The sequence below is a fragment of the Escherichia sp. XD33 genome (genome assembly GCF_019375075.1).
Classification (GTDB): Bacteria; Pseudomonadota; Gammaproteobacteria; order Enterobacterales; family Enterobacteriaceae; genus Enterobacter; species Enterobacter flexneri_A.
This window is the reverse complement of sequence record NZ_JAENDM010000015.1, coordinates 1-17,991: the sequence shown is the minus strand read 5'-3', so window position 1 is coordinate 17,991 and position 17,991 is coordinate 1. Positions and strand designations below refer to the sequence as shown.

Annotated in this window: 17 protein-coding genes; 14 read left to right on the top strand and 3 right to left on the bottom strand. The window is 53.0% G+C overall.

The window, feature by feature from the left end:
- Positions 1 to 132 precede the first annotated feature (132 nt).
- From rmuC to tatD, 8 genes are all read left to right on the top strand, one after another.
- The gene (rmuC, locus tag K0778_RS11035) at positions 133 to 1,560 is read left to right on the top strand and encodes a DNA recombination protein RmuC (RefSeq protein ID WP_063084689.1); all 1,428 of its coding nucleotides are present in this window, start codon (positions 133 to 135) and stop codon (positions 1,558 to 1,560) included.
- A gap of 94 nt (positions 1,561 to 1,654) precedes the next feature.
- Entirely contained in the window at positions 1,655 to 2,410 is a 756-nt protein-coding gene (gene ubiE / locus K0778_RS11030) for a bifunctional demethylmenaquinone methyltransferase/2-methoxy-6-polyprenyl-1,4-benzoquinol methylase UbiE (RefSeq protein ID WP_000227958.1), read from the top strand.
- A gap of 13 nt (positions 2,411 to 2,423) precedes the next feature.
- On the top strand, positions 2,424 to 3,029 hold the full coding sequence (gene ubiJ, locus K0778_RS11025) for a ubiquinone biosynthesis protein UbiJ (protein ID WP_001295259.1): 606 nt from the start codon (positions 2,424 to 2,426) through the stop codon (positions 3,027 to 3,029).
- On the top strand, positions 3,026 to 4,666 hold the full coding sequence (gene ubiB / locus K0778_RS11020) for a ubiquinone biosynthesis regulatory protein kinase UbiB (RefSeq protein WP_000187530.1): 1,641 nt from the start codon (positions 3,026 to 3,028) through the stop codon (positions 4,664 to 4,666). The genes ubiJ and ubiB overlap by 4 nt, the downstream gene beginning before the upstream one ends.
- Before the next feature lie 78 nt (positions 4,667 to 4,744).
- Complete coding sequence (tatA, locus tag K0778_RS11015; protein ID WP_001295260.1) at positions 4,745 to 5,014, top strand: Sec-independent protein translocase subunit TatA; 270 nt, start codon at positions 4,745 to 4,747, stop codon at positions 5,012 to 5,014.
- Between the two features lie 3 nt (positions 5,015 to 5,017).
- Complete coding sequence (gene tatB, locus K0778_RS11010; RefSeq protein WP_000459594.1) at positions 5,018 to 5,533, top strand: Sec-independent protein translocase protein TatB; 516 nt, start codon at positions 5,018 to 5,020, stop codon at positions 5,531 to 5,533.
- Between the two features lie 2 nt (positions 5,534 to 5,535).
- The gene (tatC, locus tag K0778_RS11005) at positions 5,536 to 6,312 is read left to right on the top strand and encodes a Sec-independent protein translocase subunit TatC (protein ID WP_000109943.1); all 777 of its coding nucleotides are present in this window, start codon (positions 5,536 to 5,538) and stop codon (positions 6,310 to 6,312) included.
- Positions 6,313 to 6,353: 41 nt separating this feature from the next.
- Positions 6,354 to 7,136, top strand: a complete 783-nt coding sequence (gene tatD, locus K0778_RS11000; RefSeq protein WP_001301305.1) for a 3'-5' ssDNA/RNA exonuclease TatD — start codon at positions 6,354 to 6,356, stop codon at positions 7,134 to 7,136.
- Here the strand turns inward: tatD and rfaH are convergent.
- Positions 7,133 to 7,621 carry a transcription/translation regulatory transformer protein RfaH gene (gene rfaH / locus K0778_RS10995; protein ID WP_001192396.1) on the bottom strand — a complete coding sequence of 163 codons (489 nt, stop codon included), beginning with the start codon at positions 7,619 to 7,621 and terminating at the stop codon, positions 7,133 to 7,135. The genes tatD and rfaH overlap by 4 nt on opposite strands.
- 166 nt (positions 7,622 to 7,787) lie before the next feature.
- Between rfaH and ubiD the strand changes: the two genes are divergently transcribed.
- Together ubiD and fre are read left to right on the top strand one after the other, a co-directional pair.
- A complete protein-coding gene (gene ubiD / locus K0778_RS10990) occupies positions 7,788 to 9,281 on the top strand; it encodes a 4-hydroxy-3-polyprenylbenzoate decarboxylase (protein WP_000339796.1) in 1,494 nt (497 codons plus the stop codon).
- A 45-nt stretch (positions 9,282 to 9,326) separates the two neighbouring features.
- Positions 9,327 to 10,028: an NAD(P)H-flavin reductase gene (fre, locus tag K0778_RS10985; protein WP_000209826.1), complete on the top strand. Its 702-nt coding sequence runs from the start codon at positions 9,327 to 9,329 to the stop codon at positions 10,026 to 10,028.
- A 282-nt stretch (positions 10,029 to 10,310) separates the two neighbouring features.
- On the opposite strand, the gene fadA is transcribed toward fre, so the two are convergent.
- Both fadA and fadB read right to left on the bottom strand, forming a co-directional pair.
- Entirely contained in the window at positions 10,311 to 11,474 is a 1,164-nt protein-coding gene (gene fadA, locus K0778_RS10980; RefSeq protein WP_063084690.1) for an acetyl-CoA C-acyltransferase FadA, read from the bottom strand.
- 9 nt (positions 11,475 to 11,483) lie between these two features.
- Positions 11,484 to 13,673 carry a fatty acid oxidation complex subunit alpha FadB gene (fadB, locus tag K0778_RS10975; RefSeq protein WP_000965952.1) on the bottom strand — a complete coding sequence of 730 codons (2,190 nt, stop codon included), beginning with the start codon at positions 13,671 to 13,673 and terminating at the stop codon, positions 11,484 to 11,486.
- A gap of 189 nt (positions 13,674 to 13,862) precedes the next feature.
- On the opposite strand from fadB, the gene pepQ reads away from it, so the two are divergent.
- The 4 genes from pepQ to hemG are packed head-to-tail and all read left to right on the top strand — an operon-like array spanning position 13,863 to position 17,855.
- A complete protein-coding gene (gene pepQ / locus K0778_RS10970; RefSeq protein ID WP_001618978.1) occupies positions 13,863 to 15,194 on the top strand; it encodes a Xaa-Pro dipeptidase in 1,332 nt (443 codons plus the stop codon).
- On the top strand, positions 15,194 to 15,808 hold the full coding sequence (locus tag K0778_RS10965; RefSeq protein WP_001618979.1) for an IMPACT family protein: 615 nt from the start codon (positions 15,194 to 15,196) through the stop codon (positions 15,806 to 15,808). Before pepQ ends, K0778_RS10965 begins: the two co-directional genes overlap by 1 nt.
- Before the next feature lie 38 nt (positions 15,809 to 15,846).
- Positions 15,847 to 17,298, top strand: coding sequence for a Trk system potassium transporter TrkH (gene trkH, locus K0778_RS10960; protein WP_000545677.1), 1,452 nt, complete (start codon positions 15,847 to 15,849; stop codon positions 17,296 to 17,298).
- Between the two features lie 11 nt (positions 17,299 to 17,309).
- Positions 17,310 to 17,855, top strand: a complete 546-nt coding sequence (gene hemG, locus K0778_RS10955) for a menaquinone-dependent protoporphyrinogen IX dehydrogenase (RefSeq protein ID WP_000853959.1) — start codon at positions 17,310 to 17,312, stop codon at positions 17,853 to 17,855.
- The last annotated feature ends 136 nt before the right edge of the window (positions 17,856 to 17,991 follow it).

Sequence of the window (17,991 nt, the reverse complement as noted above, 5' to 3'; positions counted from 1 at the left end):
CATATTGTGGGATAAAATAATGAAAATTAACGATCGTTTTGCGTAGCGCCTCGCAGGAAACTTCTTTCAAACTGGACGTTTGTACAGCACAATTCTATTTTGTGCGGGTAAGTTGTTGCGTCAGGAGGCGTTGTGGATTTCTCAATCATGGTTTACGCAGTTATTGCATTGGTGGGTGTGGCAATTGGCTGGCTGTTTGCCAGTTATCAACATGCACAGCAAAAAGCCGAGCAATTCGCTGAACGTGAAGAGATGGTCGCGGAGTTAAGCGCGGCAAAACAACAAATTACCCAAAGCGAGCACTGGCGCGCTGAGTGCGAGTTACTCAATAACGAAGTGCGCAGCCTGCAAAGTATTAACACCTCGCTGGAGGCCGATCTGCGTGAAGTAACCACGCGGATGGAAGCCGCACAGCAACATGCTGACGATAAAGTTCGCCAGATGATTAACAGCGAGCAGCGCCTCAGTGAGCAGTTTGAAAACCTCGCCAACCGTATTTTTGAGCACAGCAATCGCCGGGTTGATGAGCAAAACCGTCAGAGTCTGAACAGCCTGTTGTCGCCGCTACGTGAACAACTGGACGGTTTCCGCCGTCAGGTTCAGGACAGCTTTGGTAAAGAAGCACAAGAACGCCATACCCTGACCCACGAAATTCGCAACCTCCAGCAGCTCAACGCGCAAATGGCCCAGGAAGCGATCAACCTGACGCGCGCGCTGAAAGGCGACAATAAAACCCAGGGCAACTGGGGCGAGGTAGTATTGACGCGGGTGCTGGAGGCTTCCGGTCTGCGTGAAGGGTATGAATATGAAACCCAGGTCAGCATCGAAAATGACGCCCGCTCGCGGATGCAGCCGGATGTCATCGTGCGGTTGCCGCAGGGAAAAGATGTGGTGATCGACGCCAAAATGACGCTGGTCGCCTATGAACGCTATTTCAACGCCGAAGATGACTACACCCGCGAAAGCGCGCTACAGGAACATATCGCGTCGGTGCGTAACCATATCCGTTTGCTGGGACGCAAAGATTATCAACAGCTGCCGGGGCTGCGAACCCTGGATTACGTGCTGATGTTTATTCCCGTTGAACCCGCTTTTTTACTGGCGCTTGACCGCCAGCCGGAGCTGATCACCGAAGCGTTGAAAAACAATATCATGCTGGTTAGCCCGACTACGCTGCTGGTGGCGTTGCGCACTATCGCCAACCTGTGGCGTTATGAGCATCAAAGCCGCAACGCCCAGCAAATCGCCGATCGTGCCAGCAAGCTGTACGACAAGATGCGTTTGTTCATCGATGACATGTCCGCGATTGGTCAAAGTCTCGACAAAGCGCAGGATAACTACCGCCAGGCAATGAAAAAACTCTCTTCAGGTCGCGGAAATGTGCTGGCGCAGGCAGAAGCGTTTCGCGGTTTAGGGGTAGAAATTAAACGCGAGATTAATCCGGATTTGGCTGAACAGGCGGTGAGCCAGGATGAAGAGTATCGACTGCGGTCGGTTCCGGAGCAGCCGAATGATGAAGCTTATCAACGCGATGATGAATATAATCAGCAGTCGCGCTAGCCCATTGGGGGTAGTTAAGCCGGGTAGAAATCTAGGGCATCGACGCCCAATCTGTTACACTTCTGGAACAATTTTTTGATGAGCAGGCATTGAGATGGTGGATAAGTCACAAGAAACGACGCACTTTGGTTTTCAGACCGTCGCGAAGGAACAAAAAGCGGATATGGTCGCCCACGTTTTCCATTCCGTGGCATCAAAATACGATGTCATGAATGATTTGATGTCATTCGGTATTCATCGTTTGTGGAAGCGATTCACGATTGATTGCAGCGGCGTACGCCGTGGGCAGACCGTGCTGGATCTGGCTGGTGGCACCGGCGACCTGACAGCGAAATTCTCCCGCCTGGTCGGAGAAACTGGCAAAGTGGTCCTTGCTGATATCAATGAATCCATGCTCAAAATGGGCCGCGAGAAGCTGCGTAATATCGGTGTGATTGGCAACGTTGAGTATGTTCAGGCGAACGCTGAGGCGCTGCCGTTCCCGGATAACACCTTTGATTGCATCACCATTTCGTTTGGTCTGCGTAACGTCACCGACAAAGATAAAGCACTGCGTTCAATGTATCGCGTGCTGAAACCCGGCGGCCGCCTGCTGGTGCTTGAGTTCTCGAAGCCAATTATCGAGCCGCTGAGCAAAGCCTATGATGCATACTCCTTCCATGTGCTGCCGCGTATTGGCTCACTGGTCGCGAACGACGCCGACAGCTACCGTTATCTGGCAGAATCCATCCGTATGCATCCCGATCAGGATACCCTGAAAGCCATGATGCAGGATGCCGGATTCGAAAGTGTCGACTACTACAATCTGACGGCAGGGGTTGTGGCGCTGCATCGTGGTTATAAGTTCTGACAGGAGACCGGAAATGCCTTTTAAACCTTTAGTGACGGCAGGAATTGAAAGTCTGCTCAACACCTTCCTGTATCGCTCACCCGCGCTGAAAACGGCCCGCTCGCGTCTGCTGGGTAAAGTATTGCGCGTGGAGGTAAAAGGCTTTTCGACGTCATTGATTCTGGTGTTCAGCGAACGCCAGGTTGATGTACTGGGCGAATGGGCAGGCGATGCTGACTGCACCGTTATCGCCTACGCCAGTGTGTTGCCGAAACTTCGCGATCGCCAGCAGCTTACCGCACTGATTCGCAGTGGTGAGCTGGAAGTGCAGGGCGATATTCAGGTGGTGCAAAACTTCGTTGCGCTGGCAGATCTGGCAGAGTTCGACCCTGCGGAACTGCTGGCCCCTTATACCGGTGATATCGCCGCTGAAGGAATCAGCAAAGCCATGCGCGGAGGCGCAAAGTTCCTGCATCACGGCATTAAGCGCCAGCAACGTTATGTGGCGGAAGCCATTACTGAAGAGTGGCGTATGGCACCCGGTCCGCTTGAAGTGGCCTGGTTTGCGGAAGAGACGGCTGCCGTCGAGCGTGCTGTTGATGCCCTGACCAAACGGCTGGAAAAACTGGAGGCTAAATGACGCCAGGTGAAGTACGGCGCCTATATTTCATCATTCGCACTTTTTTAAGCTACGGACTTGATGAACTGATCCCCAAAATGCGTATCACCCTGCCGCTACGGCTATGGCGATACTCATTATTCTGGATGCCAAATCGGCATAAAGACAAACTTTTAGGTGAGCGACTACGACTGGCCCTGCAAGAACTGGGGCCGGTTTGGATCAAGTTCGGGCAAATGTTATCAACCCGCCGCGATCTTTTTCCACCGCATATTGCCGATCAGCTGGCGTTATTGCAGGACAAAGTTGCTCCGTTTGATGGCAAGCTGGCGAAGCAGCAGATTGAAGCTGCAATGGGCGGCTTGCCGGTAGAAGCGTGGTTTGACGATTTTGAAATCAAGCCGCTGGCTTCTGCTTCTATCGCCCAGGTTCATACCGCGCGATTGAAATCGAATGGTAAAGAGGTGGTGATTAAAGTCATCCGCCCGGATATTTTGCCGGTCATTAAAGCGGATCTGAAACTTATCTACCGTCTGGCTCGCTGGGTGCCGCGTTTGCTGCCGGATGGTCGCCGTCTGCGCCCAACCGAAGTGGTGCGCGAGTACGAAAAGACCTTGATTGATGAACTGAATTTGCTGCGGGAATCTGCCAATGCCATTCAGCTTCGGCGCAATTTTGAAGACAGCCCGATGCTCTACATCCCGGAAGTTTACCCTGACTATTGTAGTGAAGGGATGATGGTGATGGAGCGCATTTACGGCATTCCGGTGTCTGATGTTGCGGCGCTGGAGAAAAACGGCACTAACATGAAATTGCTGGCGGAACGCGGCGTGCAGGTGTTCTTCACTCAGGTTTTCCGTGACAGCTTTTTCCATGCCGATATGCACCCTGGCAACATCTTCGTAAGCTATGAACACCCGGAAAACCCGAAATATATCGGCATTGATTGCGGGATTGTTGGCTCGCTAAACAAAGAAGATAAACGCTATCTGGCAGAAAACTTTATCGCCTTCTTTAATCGCGACTATCGCAAAGTGGCAGAGCTACACGTCGATTCAGGCTGGGTGCCACCAGATACCAACGTTGAAGAGTTCGAATTTGCCATTCGTACGGTCTGTGAACCTATCTTTGAGAAACCGCTGGCCGAAATTTCGTTTGGACATGTACTGTTAAATCTGTTTAATACGGCGCGTCGCTTCAATATGGAAGTGCAGCCGCAACTGGTGTTACTCCAGAAAACCCTGCTCTATGTCGAAGGGGTAGGACGCCAGCTTTATCCGCAGCTCGATTTATGGAAAACAGCGAAGCCTTTCCTGGAGTCGTGGATTAAAGATCAGGTCGGTATTCCTGCGCTGGTGAGAGCATTTAAAGAAAAAGCGCCGTTCTGGGTCGAAAAAATGCCAGAACTGCCTGAATTGGTTTACGACAGTTTGCGCCAGGGCAAGTATTTACAGCACAGTGTTGATAAGATTGCCCGCGAGCTTCAGTCAAATCATGTACGTCAGGGACAATCGCGTTATTTTCTCGGAATTGGCGCTACGTTAGTATTAAGTGGCACATTCTTGTTGGTCAGCCGACCTGAATGGGGGCTGATGCCCGGCTGGTTAATGGCAGGTGGTCTGATCGCCTGGTTTGTCGGTTGGCGCAAAACACGCTGATTTTTTCATCGCTCAAGGCGGGCCGTGTAACGTATAATGCGGCTTTGTTTAATCATCATCTACCACAGAGGAACATGTATGGGTGGTATCAGTATTTGGCAGTTATTGATTATTGCCGTCATCGTTGTACTGCTTTTTGGCACCAAAAAGCTCGGCTCCATCGGTTCCGATCTTGGTGCGTCGATCAAAGGTTTTAAAAAAGCAATGAGCGATGATGAACCAAAGCAGGATAAAACCAGTCAGGATGCTGATTTTACTGCGAAAACTATCGCCGATAAGCAGGCGGATACGAATCAGGAACAGGCTAAAACAGAAGACGCGAAGCGCCACGATAAAGAGCAGGTGTAATCCGTGTTTGATATCGGTTTTAGCGAACTGCTATTGGTGTTCATCATCGGCCTCGTCGTTCTGGGGCCGCAACGACTGCCTGTGGCGGTAAAAACGGTAGCGGGCTGGATTCGCGCGTTGCGTTCACTGGCGACAACGGTGCAGAACGAACTGACCCAGGAGTTAAAACTCCAGGAGTTTCAGGACAGTCTGAAAAAGGTTGAAAAGGCGAGCCTCACTAACCTGACACCCGAACTGAAAGCGTCGATGGATGAACTACGCCAGGCCGCGGAGTCGATGAAGCGTTCCTACGTTGCAAACGATCCTGAAAAGGCGAGCGATGAAGCGCACACCATCCATAACCCGGTGGTGAAAGATAATGAAGCTGCGCATGAGGGCGTAACGCCTGCCGCTGCACAAACGCAGGCCAGTTCGCCGGAACAGAAGCCAGAAACCACGCCAGAGCCGGTGGTAAAACCTGCTGCGGACGCTGAACCGAAAACCGCTGCACCTTCCCCTTCGTCGAGTGATAAACCGTAAACATGTCTGTAGAAGATACTCAACCGCTTATCACGCATCTGATTGAGCTGCGTAAGCGTCTGCTGAACTGCATTATCGCGGTGATCGTGATATTCCTGTGTCTGGTCTATTTCGCCAATGACATCTATCACCTGGTATCCGCGCCATTGATCAAGCAGTTGCCGCAAGGTTCAACGATGATCGCCACCGACGTGGCCTCGCCGTTCTTTACGCCGATCAAGCTGACCTTTATGGTGTCGCTGATTCTGTCAGCGCCGGTGATTCTCTATCAGGTGTGGGCATTTATCGCCCCAGCGCTGTATAAGCATGAACGTCGCCTGGTGGTGCCGCTGCTGGTTTCCAGCTCTCTGCTGTTTTATATCGGCATGGCGTTCGCCTACTTTGTGGTCTTTCCGCTGGCATTTGGCTTCCTTGCCAATACCGCGCCGGAAGGGGTGCAGGTATCCACCGACATCGCCAGCTATTTAAGCTTCGTTATGGCGCTGTTTATGGCGTTTGGTGTCTCCTTTGAAGTGCCGGTGGCAATTGTGCTGCTGTGCTGGATGGGGATTACCTCGCCAGAAGACTTACGCAAAAAACGCCCGTATGTGCTGGTTGGTGCATTCGTTGTCGGGATGTTGCTGACGCCGCCGGATGTCTTCTCGCAAACGCTGTTGGCGATCCCGATGTACTGTCTGTTTGAAATCGGTGTCTTCTTCTCACGCTTTTACGTTGGTAAAGGGCGAAATCGGGAAGAGGAAAACGACGCTGAAGCAGAAAGCGAAAAAACTGAAGAATAAATTCAACCGCCCGTCAGGGCGGTTGTCATATGGAGTACAGGATGTTTGATATCGGCGTTAATTTGACCAGTTCGCAATTTGCGAAAGACCGTGATGATGTTGTAGCGCGCGCTTTTGACGCGGGAGTTAATGGGCTACTCATCACCGGCACTAACCTGCGTGAAAGCCAGCAGGCGCAAAAGCTGGCGCGTCAGTATTCGTCCTGTTGGTCAACGGCGGGCGTACATCCTCACGACAGCAGCCAGTGGCAAGCTGCGACTGAAGAAGCGATTATTGAGCTGGCCGCGCAGCCAGAAGTGGTGGCGATTGGTGAATGTGGTCTCGACTTTAACCGCAACTTTTCGACGCCGGAAGAGCAGGAACGCGCTTTTGTTGCCCAGCTACGCATTGCCGCAGATTTAAACATGCCGGTATTTATGCACTGTCGCGATGCCCACGAGCGGTTTATGACATTGCTGGAGCCGTGGCTGGATAAACTGCCTGGTGCGGTTCTTCATTGCTTTACCGGCACACGCGAAGAGATGCAGGCGTGCGTGGCGCATGGAATTTATATCGGCATTACCGGTTGGGTTTGCGATGAACGACGCGGACTGGAGCTGCGGGAACTTTTGCCGTTGATTCCGGCGGAAAAATTACTGATCGAAACTGATGCGCCGTATCTGCTCCCTCGCGATCTCACGCCAAAGCCATCATCCCGGCGCAACGAGCCAGCCCATCTGCCCCATATTTTGCAACGTATTGCGCACTGGCGTGGAGAAGATGCCGCATGGCTGGCTGCCACCACGGATGCTAATGTCAAAACACTGTTTGGGATTGCGTTTTAGAGTTTGCGGAACTCGGTGTTCTTCACACTGTGCTTAATCTCTTTATTAATAAGATTAAGCAATAGCATGGAGCGAGCCTCACCATCGGGTTCGGTGAAAATGGCCTGAAAGCCTTCGAACGCGCCTTCGGTAATAATCACCTTATCTCCCGGATAAGGGGTTGCCGGATCGACAATGTCTTTCGGTTTATATACCGATAGCTGATGAATCACCGCCGATGGGACTATCGCTGGCGACGCGCCAAAGCGCACGAAGTGACTGACACCGCGGGTCGCGTTGATAGTCGTGGTATGAATCACTTCTGGATCAAATTCGACAAACAGGTAGTTGGGAAACAATGGCTCACTGACTGCAGTACGTTTTCCACGCACGATTTTTTCCAGGGTGATCATCGGTGCCAGGCAATTCACAGCCTGTCTTTCGAGGTGTTCCTGGGCACGTTGAAGTTGCCCGCGCTTGCAGTACAGTAAATACCAGGATTGCATAATGACTCTTATCCGTTTAATCGGGGCGCAAGGATAGCAAAAGCTTTACGCTAAGTTAATTATATTCCCCGGTTTGCGTTATACCGTCAGAGTTCACGCTAATTTAACAAATTTACAGCATCGCAAAGATGAACGCCGTATAATGGGCGCAGATTAAGAGGCTACAATGGACGCCATGAAATATAACGATTTACGCGACTTCTTGACGCTGCTTGAACAGCAGGGTGAGCTAAAACGTATCACGCTCCCGGTGGATCCGCATCTGGAAATCACTGAAATTGCTGACCGCACTTTGCGTGCCGGTGGGCCTGCGCTGTTGTTCGAAAACCCTAAAGGCTACTCAATGCCGGTGCTGTGCAACCTGTTCGGTACGCCAAAGCGCGTGGCGATGGGCATGGGGCAGGAAGATGTTTCGGCGCTGCGTGAAGTTGGTAAATTATTGGCGTTTCTGAAAGAGCCGGAGCCGCCAAAAGGTTTCCGCGACCTGTTTGATAAACTGCCGCAGTTTAAGCAAGTATTGAACATGCCGACAAAGCGGCTGCGTGGTGCGCCCTGCCAACAAAAAATCGTCTCTGGCGATGACGTCGATCTCAATCGCATTCCCATTATGACCTGCTGGCCGGAAGATGCCGCGCCGCTGATTACCTGGGGGCTGACAGTGACGCGCGGCCCACATAAAGAGCGGCAGAATCTGGGCATTTATCGCCAGCAGCTGATTGGTAAAAACAAACTGATTATGCGCTGGCTGTCGCATCGCGGCGGCGCGCTGGATTATCAGGAGTGGTGTGCGGCGCATCCGGGCGAACGTTTCCCGGTTTCTGTGGCGCTGGGTGCCGATCCTGCCACGATTCTCGGTGCAGTCACCCCCGTTCCGGATACGCTTTCAGAGTATGCGTTTGCCGGATTGCTACGCGGCACCAAAACCGAAGTAGTAAAGTGTATTTCCAATGACCTCGAAGTGCCAGCCAGTGCCGAAATCGTCCTGGAAGGGTATATCGATCCTGGTGAGATGGCGCCGGAAGGGCCGTATGGTGACCACACAGGTTACTATAATGAAGTCGATAGTTTCCCGGTGTTTACCGTGACGCATATTACCCAGCGTGAAGATGCGATTTACCATTCCACCTATACCGGGCGTCCGCCAGATGAGCCCGCGGTACTGGGCGTGGCGTTGAACGAAGTGTTTGTACCGATTCTGCAAAAACAGTTCCCGGAAATTGTCGATTTTTACCTGCCGCCGGAAGGCTGTTCTTATCGTCTGGCGGTAGTGACGATCAAAAAACAGTACGCCGGACACGCGAAGCGCGTCATGATGGGCGTCTGGTCGTTCTTACGCCAGTTTATGTACACTAAATTTGTGATCGTTTGCGATGATGACGTCAACGCACGCGACTGGAACGATGTGATTTGGGCGATTACCACCCGTATGGACCCGGCGCGGGATACTGTTCTGGTAGAAAATACGCCTATTGATTATCTGGATTTTGCCTCGCCTGTCTCCGGGCTGGGTTCAAAAATGGGGCTGGATGCCACGAATAAATGGCCGGGGGAAACCCAGCGTGAATGGGGACGTCCCATCAAAAAAGATCCAGATGTTGTCGCGCATATTGACGCCATCTGGGATGAACTGGCTATTTTTAACAACGGTAAAAGCGCCTGATGCGCGTTTGTTTTGCCCTATTTATCGATCCGACAGAGAAAGCGCATGACAACCTTAAGCTGTAAAGTGACCTCGGTAGAAGCTATCACGGATACCGTATATCGTGTCCGCATCGTGCCAGACGCGGCCTTTTCTTTTCGTGCTGGTCAGTATTTGATGGTAGTGATGGATGAGCGCGACAAACGTCCGTTCTCAATGGCCTCGACGCCGGATGAAAAAGGGTTTATCGAGCTGCATATTGGCGCTTCTGAAATCAACCTTTACGCGAAAGCAGTCATGGACCGCATCCTCAAAGATCATCAAATCGTGGTCGATATTCCCCACGGAGAAGCGTGGCTGCGCGATGATGAAGAGCGTCCGATGATTTTGATTGCGGGCGGCACCGGGTTCTCTTATGCCCGCTCGATTTTGCTGACAGCGTTGGCGCGTAACCCAAACCGTGATATCACCATTTACTGGGGCGGGCGTGAAGAGCAGCATCTGTATGATCTCTGCGAGCTTGAGGCGCTTTCGTTAAAGCACCCTGGTCTGCAAGTGGTGCCGGTGGTTGAACAACCGGAAGCAGGCTGGCGTGGGCGTACTGGTACCGTGTTAACGGCGGTATTGCAGGATCATGGTACGCTGGCAGAGCATGATATCTATATTGCCGGACGTTTTGAGATGGCGAAAATTGCCCGTGACCTGTTTTGCAGTGAGCGTAATGCGCGGGAAGATCGCCTGTTTGGCGATGCGTTTGCATTTATCTGAGATATAAAAAAACCCGCCCCTGACAGGCGGGAAGAACGGCAACTAAAACTTTATTCAGTGGCATTTAGATCTATGACGTATCTGGCAAACCATGCCCGATGCGACGCTGTCGCGTCTTATCGTGCCTACAAATAGTCCGAACCGTAGGCCGGATAAGGCGTTTACGCCGCATCCGGCAATTGGTGCATGATGCCTGATGCGACGCTGGCGCGTCTTATCAGGCCTACATTGGTGCCGGATCGGTAGACCGGATAAGGCGTTCACGCCGCATCCGGCAAGTGGTTAAACCCGCTCAAACACCGTCGCAATACCCTGACCCAGACCGATACACATCGTCGCCAGACCAAACTGAACGTCTTTGCGTTCCATCAGATTCAGCAGCGTGGTGCTGATACGCGCACCGGAACAACCCAGCGGATGACCCAGCGCGATCGCGCCACCGTTGAGGTTGATCTTCTCGTCAATCTGCTCAATTAGTCCCAGATCTTTAATACATGGCAGGATCTGCGCGGCAAAGGCTTCGTTCATTTCAAACACGCCGATATCGCTGGCAGAAAGCCCCGCTTTTTTCAGCGCCAGTTTCGAGGCCGGAACCGGGCCGTAACCCATAATCGATGGGTCACAACCAACGACCGCCATCGAACGCACACGAGCGCGCGGCTTAAGACCTAATTCATGGGCGCGGCTTTCACTCATCACCAGCATGGCAGCTGCGCCATCGGAAAGTGCAGAAGATGTGCCCGCCGTTACCATACCGTTTACTGGATCAAACGCCGGGCGCAGCGTGGCGAGGGCTTCCACGGTGGTTTCCGGGCGAATCACTTCGTCGTAATTAAACTGCTTCAGGACGCCGTCGGCATCGTGACCACCGGTCGGGATAATTTCATTTTTAAATGCACCCGACTGCGTGGCGGCCCAGGCGCGGGCGTGTGACCGCGCGGCAAAGGCATCCTGCATTTCACGGGTGATACCGTGCATACGCGCCAGCATTTCTGCCGTTAAGCCCATCATGCCCGCCGCTTTGGCGACATTGCGGCTCAGGCCGGGGTGAAAATCGACGCCGTGACTCATCGGCACATGGCCCATATGCTCCACGCCGCCAACCAGACATGCCTGCGCATCGCCGGTCATGATCATTCGCGCTGCGTCATGTAATGCTTGCATGGATGAACCACACAGGCGATTGACGGTCACCGCCGGGACAGAGTGTGGTACTTCTGCCAACAGCGCCGCGTTACGGGCGATATTAAAACCTTGCTCCAGCGTCTGCTGTACACAGCCCCAGTAAATATCGTCGAGGGCAGCCGCTTCCAGCGCCGGGTTACGCGCCAGCAGGCTACGCATTAAATGAGCGGAGAGATCTTCTGCACGCACGTGACGAAAAGCACCGCCCTTCGAACGGCCCATCGGGGTGCGAATTGCATCGACAATGACAACCTGTTCCATTGTGACTCCTTAAGCCGTTTTCAGGTCGCCAACCGGACGGGCTGGCTCAACCGGGGGATAGTACGGTTCGTTATGACGCGCTTTATTACGCAGACCTTCCGGCACTTCATACATCGGGCCGAGGTGCTGATATTGTTGTGCCATATCGAGGTATTTTGCGCTACCGAGGGTGTCCAGCCAGCGGAACGCGCCGCCGTGGAACGGAGGGAACCCCAGTCCGTAGACCAGCGCCATATCCGCTTCTGCTGGAGTGGCGATAATGCCTTCTTCCAGACAGCGCACCACTTCGTTGACCATCGGGATCATCATGCGGGCGATAATCTCTTCTTCGCTGAAATCGCGCTTCGCGTGGCTGACCTCTGCCAGCAGGTCGTCAACGACGGCGTCTTCTTCTTTCTTCGGCTTGCCTTTACTGTCTTCTTTATAACGCCAGAAACCGAGGCCGTTCTTCTGACCAAAACGGTTGGCATCAAACAGCGCATCGATGGCATCGCGGTAATCTTTCTGCATCCGCTGCGGGAAGCCTGCTGCCATCACCGCCTGAGCGTGATGCGCGGTATCAATCCCCACAACGTCCAGCAGATATGCCGGCCCCATCGGCCAGCCAAACTGTTTTTCCATCACTTTGTCGATCTTGCGGAAATCCGCGCCGTCGCGCAGCAGCTGGCTGAAACCGGCGAAATACGGGAACAGCACGCGGTTAACAAAGAAGCCGGGGCAGTCGTTAACCACAATCGGCGTCTTGCCCATCTTGCTCGCCCAGGCGACAACTTTCGCGATGGTTTCGTCGGAGCTTTTCTCGCCGCGAATAATTTCTACCAACGGCATTCGGTGGACCGGGTTAAAGAAGTGCATCCCGCAGAAGTTTTCCGGGCGTTCCAGCGCGTTGGCCAGTTCGCTGATAGGAATGGTTGAAGTGTTAGACGCCAGCACGGTATCCTGGCGTACTTTTTGTTCGGTTTCTGCCAGTACGGCTTTTTTCACTTTCGGGTTTTCAACAACCGCTTCTACCACAACATCCACGCGGTCAAACCCGGCGTAGTCGAGCGTTGGGTGGATTGTGGAGATCACGCCAGCCAGTTTCAGACCATCGATCTTGCCGCGCTCAAGCTGCTTGTTCAGCAGTTTCGCGGCTTCGGTCATGCCGAGGGTTAACGACTTGTCGTTGATATCTTTCATGACAACCGGCACGCCTTTCCACGCAGACTGGTAAGCGATGCCGCCGCCCATAATGCCTGCACCCAGCACCGCGGCCTGTTTCGGGGTTTCAACGTCTTTGGTGAGTTTCTTCGCTTTGCCTTTTACATATTGATCGTTAAGGAAAATGCCGACCAGTGCGCGGGCTTCGTTGGTATGCGCCAGCGGGACAAAACTTTTGTTTTCCAGGTTTAAGGCTTCTTCACGACCAAAACGGGCCGCAGCTTCAATGGTTTTTACTGCGGTGATGGGGGCCGGATAATGTTTCCCCGCTGTTTGTGCGACCATCCCTTTAGCGATGGTGAAGCTCATGGTGGCTTCAATCTTGCTCAGTTTTAGTGGTTCCAGCTTCGGCTGACGTTTTGCTTTCCAGTCGAGGTCGCCGTTAATGGCCTGGCGTAAAACCGCCTTTGCGCCTTCAACCAGTTTTTCTGCTTTGACTACGCCATCCACCAGACCGATTTTCAGCGCCTGATCCGCGCCGACATCTTTACCGGCGGCAATGATTTCCAGCGCACTGTCAGCGCCCAGCATACGTGGCATACGTACAGAACCGCCAAAGCCAGGCATGATGCCCAGTTTGGTTTCCGGCAGACCGATGCGCAGATCCGGCGTCGCCAGACGATAATCGGTCGCCAGCACGCATTCGCAGCCACCGCCCAGCGCATAGCCATTGACGGCAGCAATGGTCGGCACCGGCAGATCTTCCAGGCGATTAAACACGCTATTGGCAAAGTGCAGCCACTGACTTAACTGTTCTTCAGGAACGAGGAACAGGGACAAAAATTCGGTGATATCAGCACCGACGATAAAGGCTGCTTTGTTCGAACGCAGCAGCAGCCCTTTTAGATCTGATTGCTGTTCCAGCACGCCGATGGCCTCGCCGAGGCTGGCGACGGTCGCAGTGTCGAGTTTATTAACTGAACCTGGGGCATCAAATACCAGTTCGGCAATGCCATCTTCCAGCCAGTCAAGGTACAGGGTGTCGCCTTTGTAAAGCATGTCAGTCTCCTGAATCCGCAAGGTGATCTGGTCGTACCAGATGAGTCGAAGTGTGTATTTTGTGTTAAAAATATGCAAACAAAAGATTAAAGAAATGCCGATCTGATCACGCTCGGCAGAAATCACGCTCTGGATGAACGATGTGCTAAGATGCGGAGACTTAAGGTCAAAAAAACAGAAGGGTAAAAAATGGAATCACTGGCCTCGCTCTATAAAAATCATATAGCTACCTTACAAGAACGGACTCGCGATGCGCTGGCGCGCTTCAAGCTGGATGCGTTACTTATTCACTCCGGCGAGCTGTTCAATGTTTTTCTCGACGATCATCCCTATCCGTTTAAAGTGAACCCGCAATTCAAAGCGTGGGTGCCGGTAACTCAGGTGCCAAACTGCTGGTTGCTGGTGGATGGCGTGAACAAGCCGAAACTGTGGTTCTATCTGCCGGTTGATTACTGGCACAACGTCGAACCGCTGCCGACCTCTTTCTGGACTGAAGATGTGGAAGTGATCGCGCTGCCGAAAGCCGATGGCATTGGTAGCCTGCTGCCTGCTGCGCGCGGCAATATCGGTTATATCGGTCCGGTGCCGGAACGTGCGCTGCAACTGGGTATTGAGGTCAGCAACATCAACCCGAAAGGGGTTATCGACTACCTGCATTACTATCGCTCCTTCAAAACTGAGTACGAACTGGCCTGTATGCGTGAAGCGCAGAAAATGGCGGTCAACGGTCACCGCGCGGCAGAAGAAGCGTTCCGTTCTGGCATGAGCGAGTTCGATATCAACATTGCCTATCTGACCGCGACCGGTCATCGTGATACCGACGTACCTTACAGCAACATTGTGGCGCTTAACGAACACGCTGCGGTACTGCATTACACCAAACTGGACCATCAGGCACCGGAAGAGATGCGCAGCTTCCTGCTGGATGCCGGGGCAGAATATAACGGCTATGCGGCTGACCTGACCCGTACCTGGTCGGCAAAAAGTGACAACGACTACGCGCAGCTGGTGAAGGACGTTAATGATGAACAACTGGCGCTGATCGCCACCATGAAAGCAGGCGTCAGCTATGTGGATTACCACATCCAGTTCCATCAGCGCATCGCCAAACTGCTGCGTAAACATCAAATCATCACCGATATGAGTGAAGAAGCGATGGTCGAAAACGATCTTACCGGGCCGTTTATGCCGCATGGTATCGGCCATCCGCTGGGCCTGCAGGTGCATGACGTCGCTGGTTTTATGCAGGATGATAGCGGTACGCACCTCGCGGCACCGGCAAAATATCCGTACCTGCGCTGCACCCGTATTCTCCAGCCGGGCATGGTGTTAACCATCGAACCGGGTATCTACTTCATCGAATCGCTACTGGCACCGTGGCGTGAAGGGCAGTTCAGCAAGCACTTCAACTGGCAGAAAATTGAAGCACTGAAACCGTTCGGCGGCATTCGTATCGAAGACAACGTGGTGATCCACGAAAACAACGTGGAAAACATGACCCGGGATCTGAAACTGGCGTGATGGAAAGCTGGTTAATTCCTGCGGCACCGGTCACGGTCGTTGAAGAGATCAAAAAGAGCCACTTCATAACGATGTTGGCGCATACCGATGGCGTTGAGGCGGCGAAAGCGTTTGTTGAATCGGTGCGGGCAGAACACCCCGATGCCCGGCACCATTGCGTGGCGTGGGTCGCGGGTGCGCCGGATGATTCTCAACAGCTGGGTTTCTCTGACGACGGGGAGCCGGCGGGAACGGCAGGTAAACCGATGCTCGCCCAGCTAATGGGCAGCGGCGTCGGGGAAATTACCGCTGTGGTAGTGCGCTACTACGGCGGCATATTGCTTGGCACCGGTGGGTTAGTGAAAGCGTATGGCGGCGGCGTGAATCAGGCGCTGCGCCAGCTAACGACCCAACGCAAGACGCCATTAACCGAATATACTTTGCAATGTGAATATCATCAGTTAACCGGCATTGAAGCGTTGCTGGGGCAGTGTGACGGCAAAATTATCAACAGTGATTATCAGGCATTCGTTCTGCTGCGGGTGGCGCTTCCGGCGGCGAAAGTGGCTGAATTTTCCGCAAAGCTGGCGGATTTTAGCCGTGGTTCATTGCAATTGTTAGCGATTGAAGAATAATCCCCACTTCGTTTTGCAGAACTAAGGAAGCGGCAGAGATGCATTTTCGCGCCATTACCCGAATCGTTGGACTACTGGTCATCTTATTTTCAGGGACCATGATTATCCCTGGGCTGGTAGCACTCATCTACCGGGATGGAGCGGGCCGCGCTTTTACCCAGACCTTTTTTGTCGCCCTCGCCATTGGCTCTATGCTGTGGTGGCCGAACCGCAAAGAGAAAGGCGAACTTAAATCCCGTGAGGGGTTTCTGATAGTGGTGCTGTTCTGGACCGTGCTGGGTAGCGTCGGTGCGCTCCCTTTTATCTTCTCGGAAAGCCCGAACCTCACGATTACCGATGCGTTTTTTGAATCTTTCTCTGGCCTGACCACTACGGGAGCCACTACGCTGGTGGGGCTGGATTCGCTCCCTCACGCCATCCTCTTTTATCGCCAGATGCTGCAATGGTTTGGCGGGATGGGGATCATCGTGTTGGCGGTTGCGATACTGCCTATCCTCGGCGTGGGTGGGATGCAGCTCTATCGCGCAGAAATGCCCGGCCCGCTGAAAGATAACAAAATGCGCCCGCGAATTGCGGAAACGGCGAAAACCCTGTGGTTGATTTATGTCTTGCTGACCGTCGCCTGTGCGCTGGCGTTGTGGTTTGCCGGAATGGATGCCTTTGATGCCATCGGCCATAGCTTTGCGACTATCGCTATTGGCGGCTTCTCGACACATGATGCCAGTATCGGTTATTTCGATAGCCCGACTATTAACACTATCATTGCTATCTTCCTGCTGATCTCCGGCTGTAACTACGGTCTGCACTTTTCACTGTTAAGTGGGCGTAGTCTGAAGGTTTATTGGCGCGATCCGGAATTTCGCATGTTTATCGGCGTACAGTTTACGCTGGTGGTTATTTGTACCCTCGTACTGTGGTTTCATAATGTCTACAGTTCGGCGCTGATGACAATTAACCAGGCGTTTTTCCAGGTGGTGTCGATGGCGACAACCGCCGGGTTTACAACTGACAGCATTGCCCGCTGGCCGCTCTTTTTGCCGGTACTGCTTTTATGTTCAGCCTTTATCGGCGGTTGCGCCGGGTCAACGGGCGGTGGCCTGAAGGTGATCCGCATCCTGCTGCTGTTTAAGCAGGGGAACCGTGAGCTGAAACGACTGGTGCATCCGAACGCCGTCTATAGCATTAAGCTGGGGAATCGCGCACTGCCGGAACGTATCCTCGAAGCCGTTTGGGGATTTTTCTCCGCCTATGCATTGGTGTTTATTGTCAGTATGCTGGCGATTATCGCCACGGGCGTGGATGACTTTTCTGCCTTTGCGTCGGTTGTTGCGACATTGAATAACCTGGGGCCAGGGCTTGGCGTGGTTGCTGATAACTTTACCAGTATGAACCCGGTGGCTAAATGGATCCTGATTGCCAACATGCTGTTTGGTCGTCTCGAGGTCTTTACATTGCTGGTGCTCTTTACCCCGACTTTCTGGCGTGAATGATGGAGTAATACGTGAAAACATTAATTCTTTTCTCAACAAGGGACGGACAAACGCGCGAGATTGCCTCCTACCTGGCTTCGGAACTGAAAGAACTGGGGATCCAGGCGGATGTCGCCAATGTGCACCGCATTGAAGAACCACAGTGGGAAAACTATGACCGTGTGGTCATTGGTGCTTCTATTCGCTATGGTCACTACCATTCAGCGTTCCAGGAATTTGTCAAAAAACATGCGACGCGGCTGAATTCGATGCCGAGCGCCTTTTACTCCGTGAATCTGGTGGCGCGCAAACCGGAGAAGCGTACTCCACAGACCAACAGCTACGCGCGCAAGTTTCTGATGAACTCGCAATGGCGTCCCGATCGCTGCGCGGTCATTGCCGGGGCGCTGCGTTACCCACGTTATCGCTGGTACGACCGTTTTATGATCAAGCTGATTATGAAGATGTCAGGCGGTGAAACGGATACGCGCAAAGAAGTTGTCTATACCGATTGGGAGCAGGTGGCGAATTTCGCCCGAGAAATCGCCCATTTAACCGACAAACCGACGCTGAAATAAGCATAAAGAATAAAAAATGCGCGGTCAGAAAATTATTTTAAATTTCCTCTTGTCAGGCCGGAATAACTCCCTATAATGCGCCACCACTGACACGGAACAACGGCAAACACGCCGCCGGGTCAGCGGGGTTCTCCTG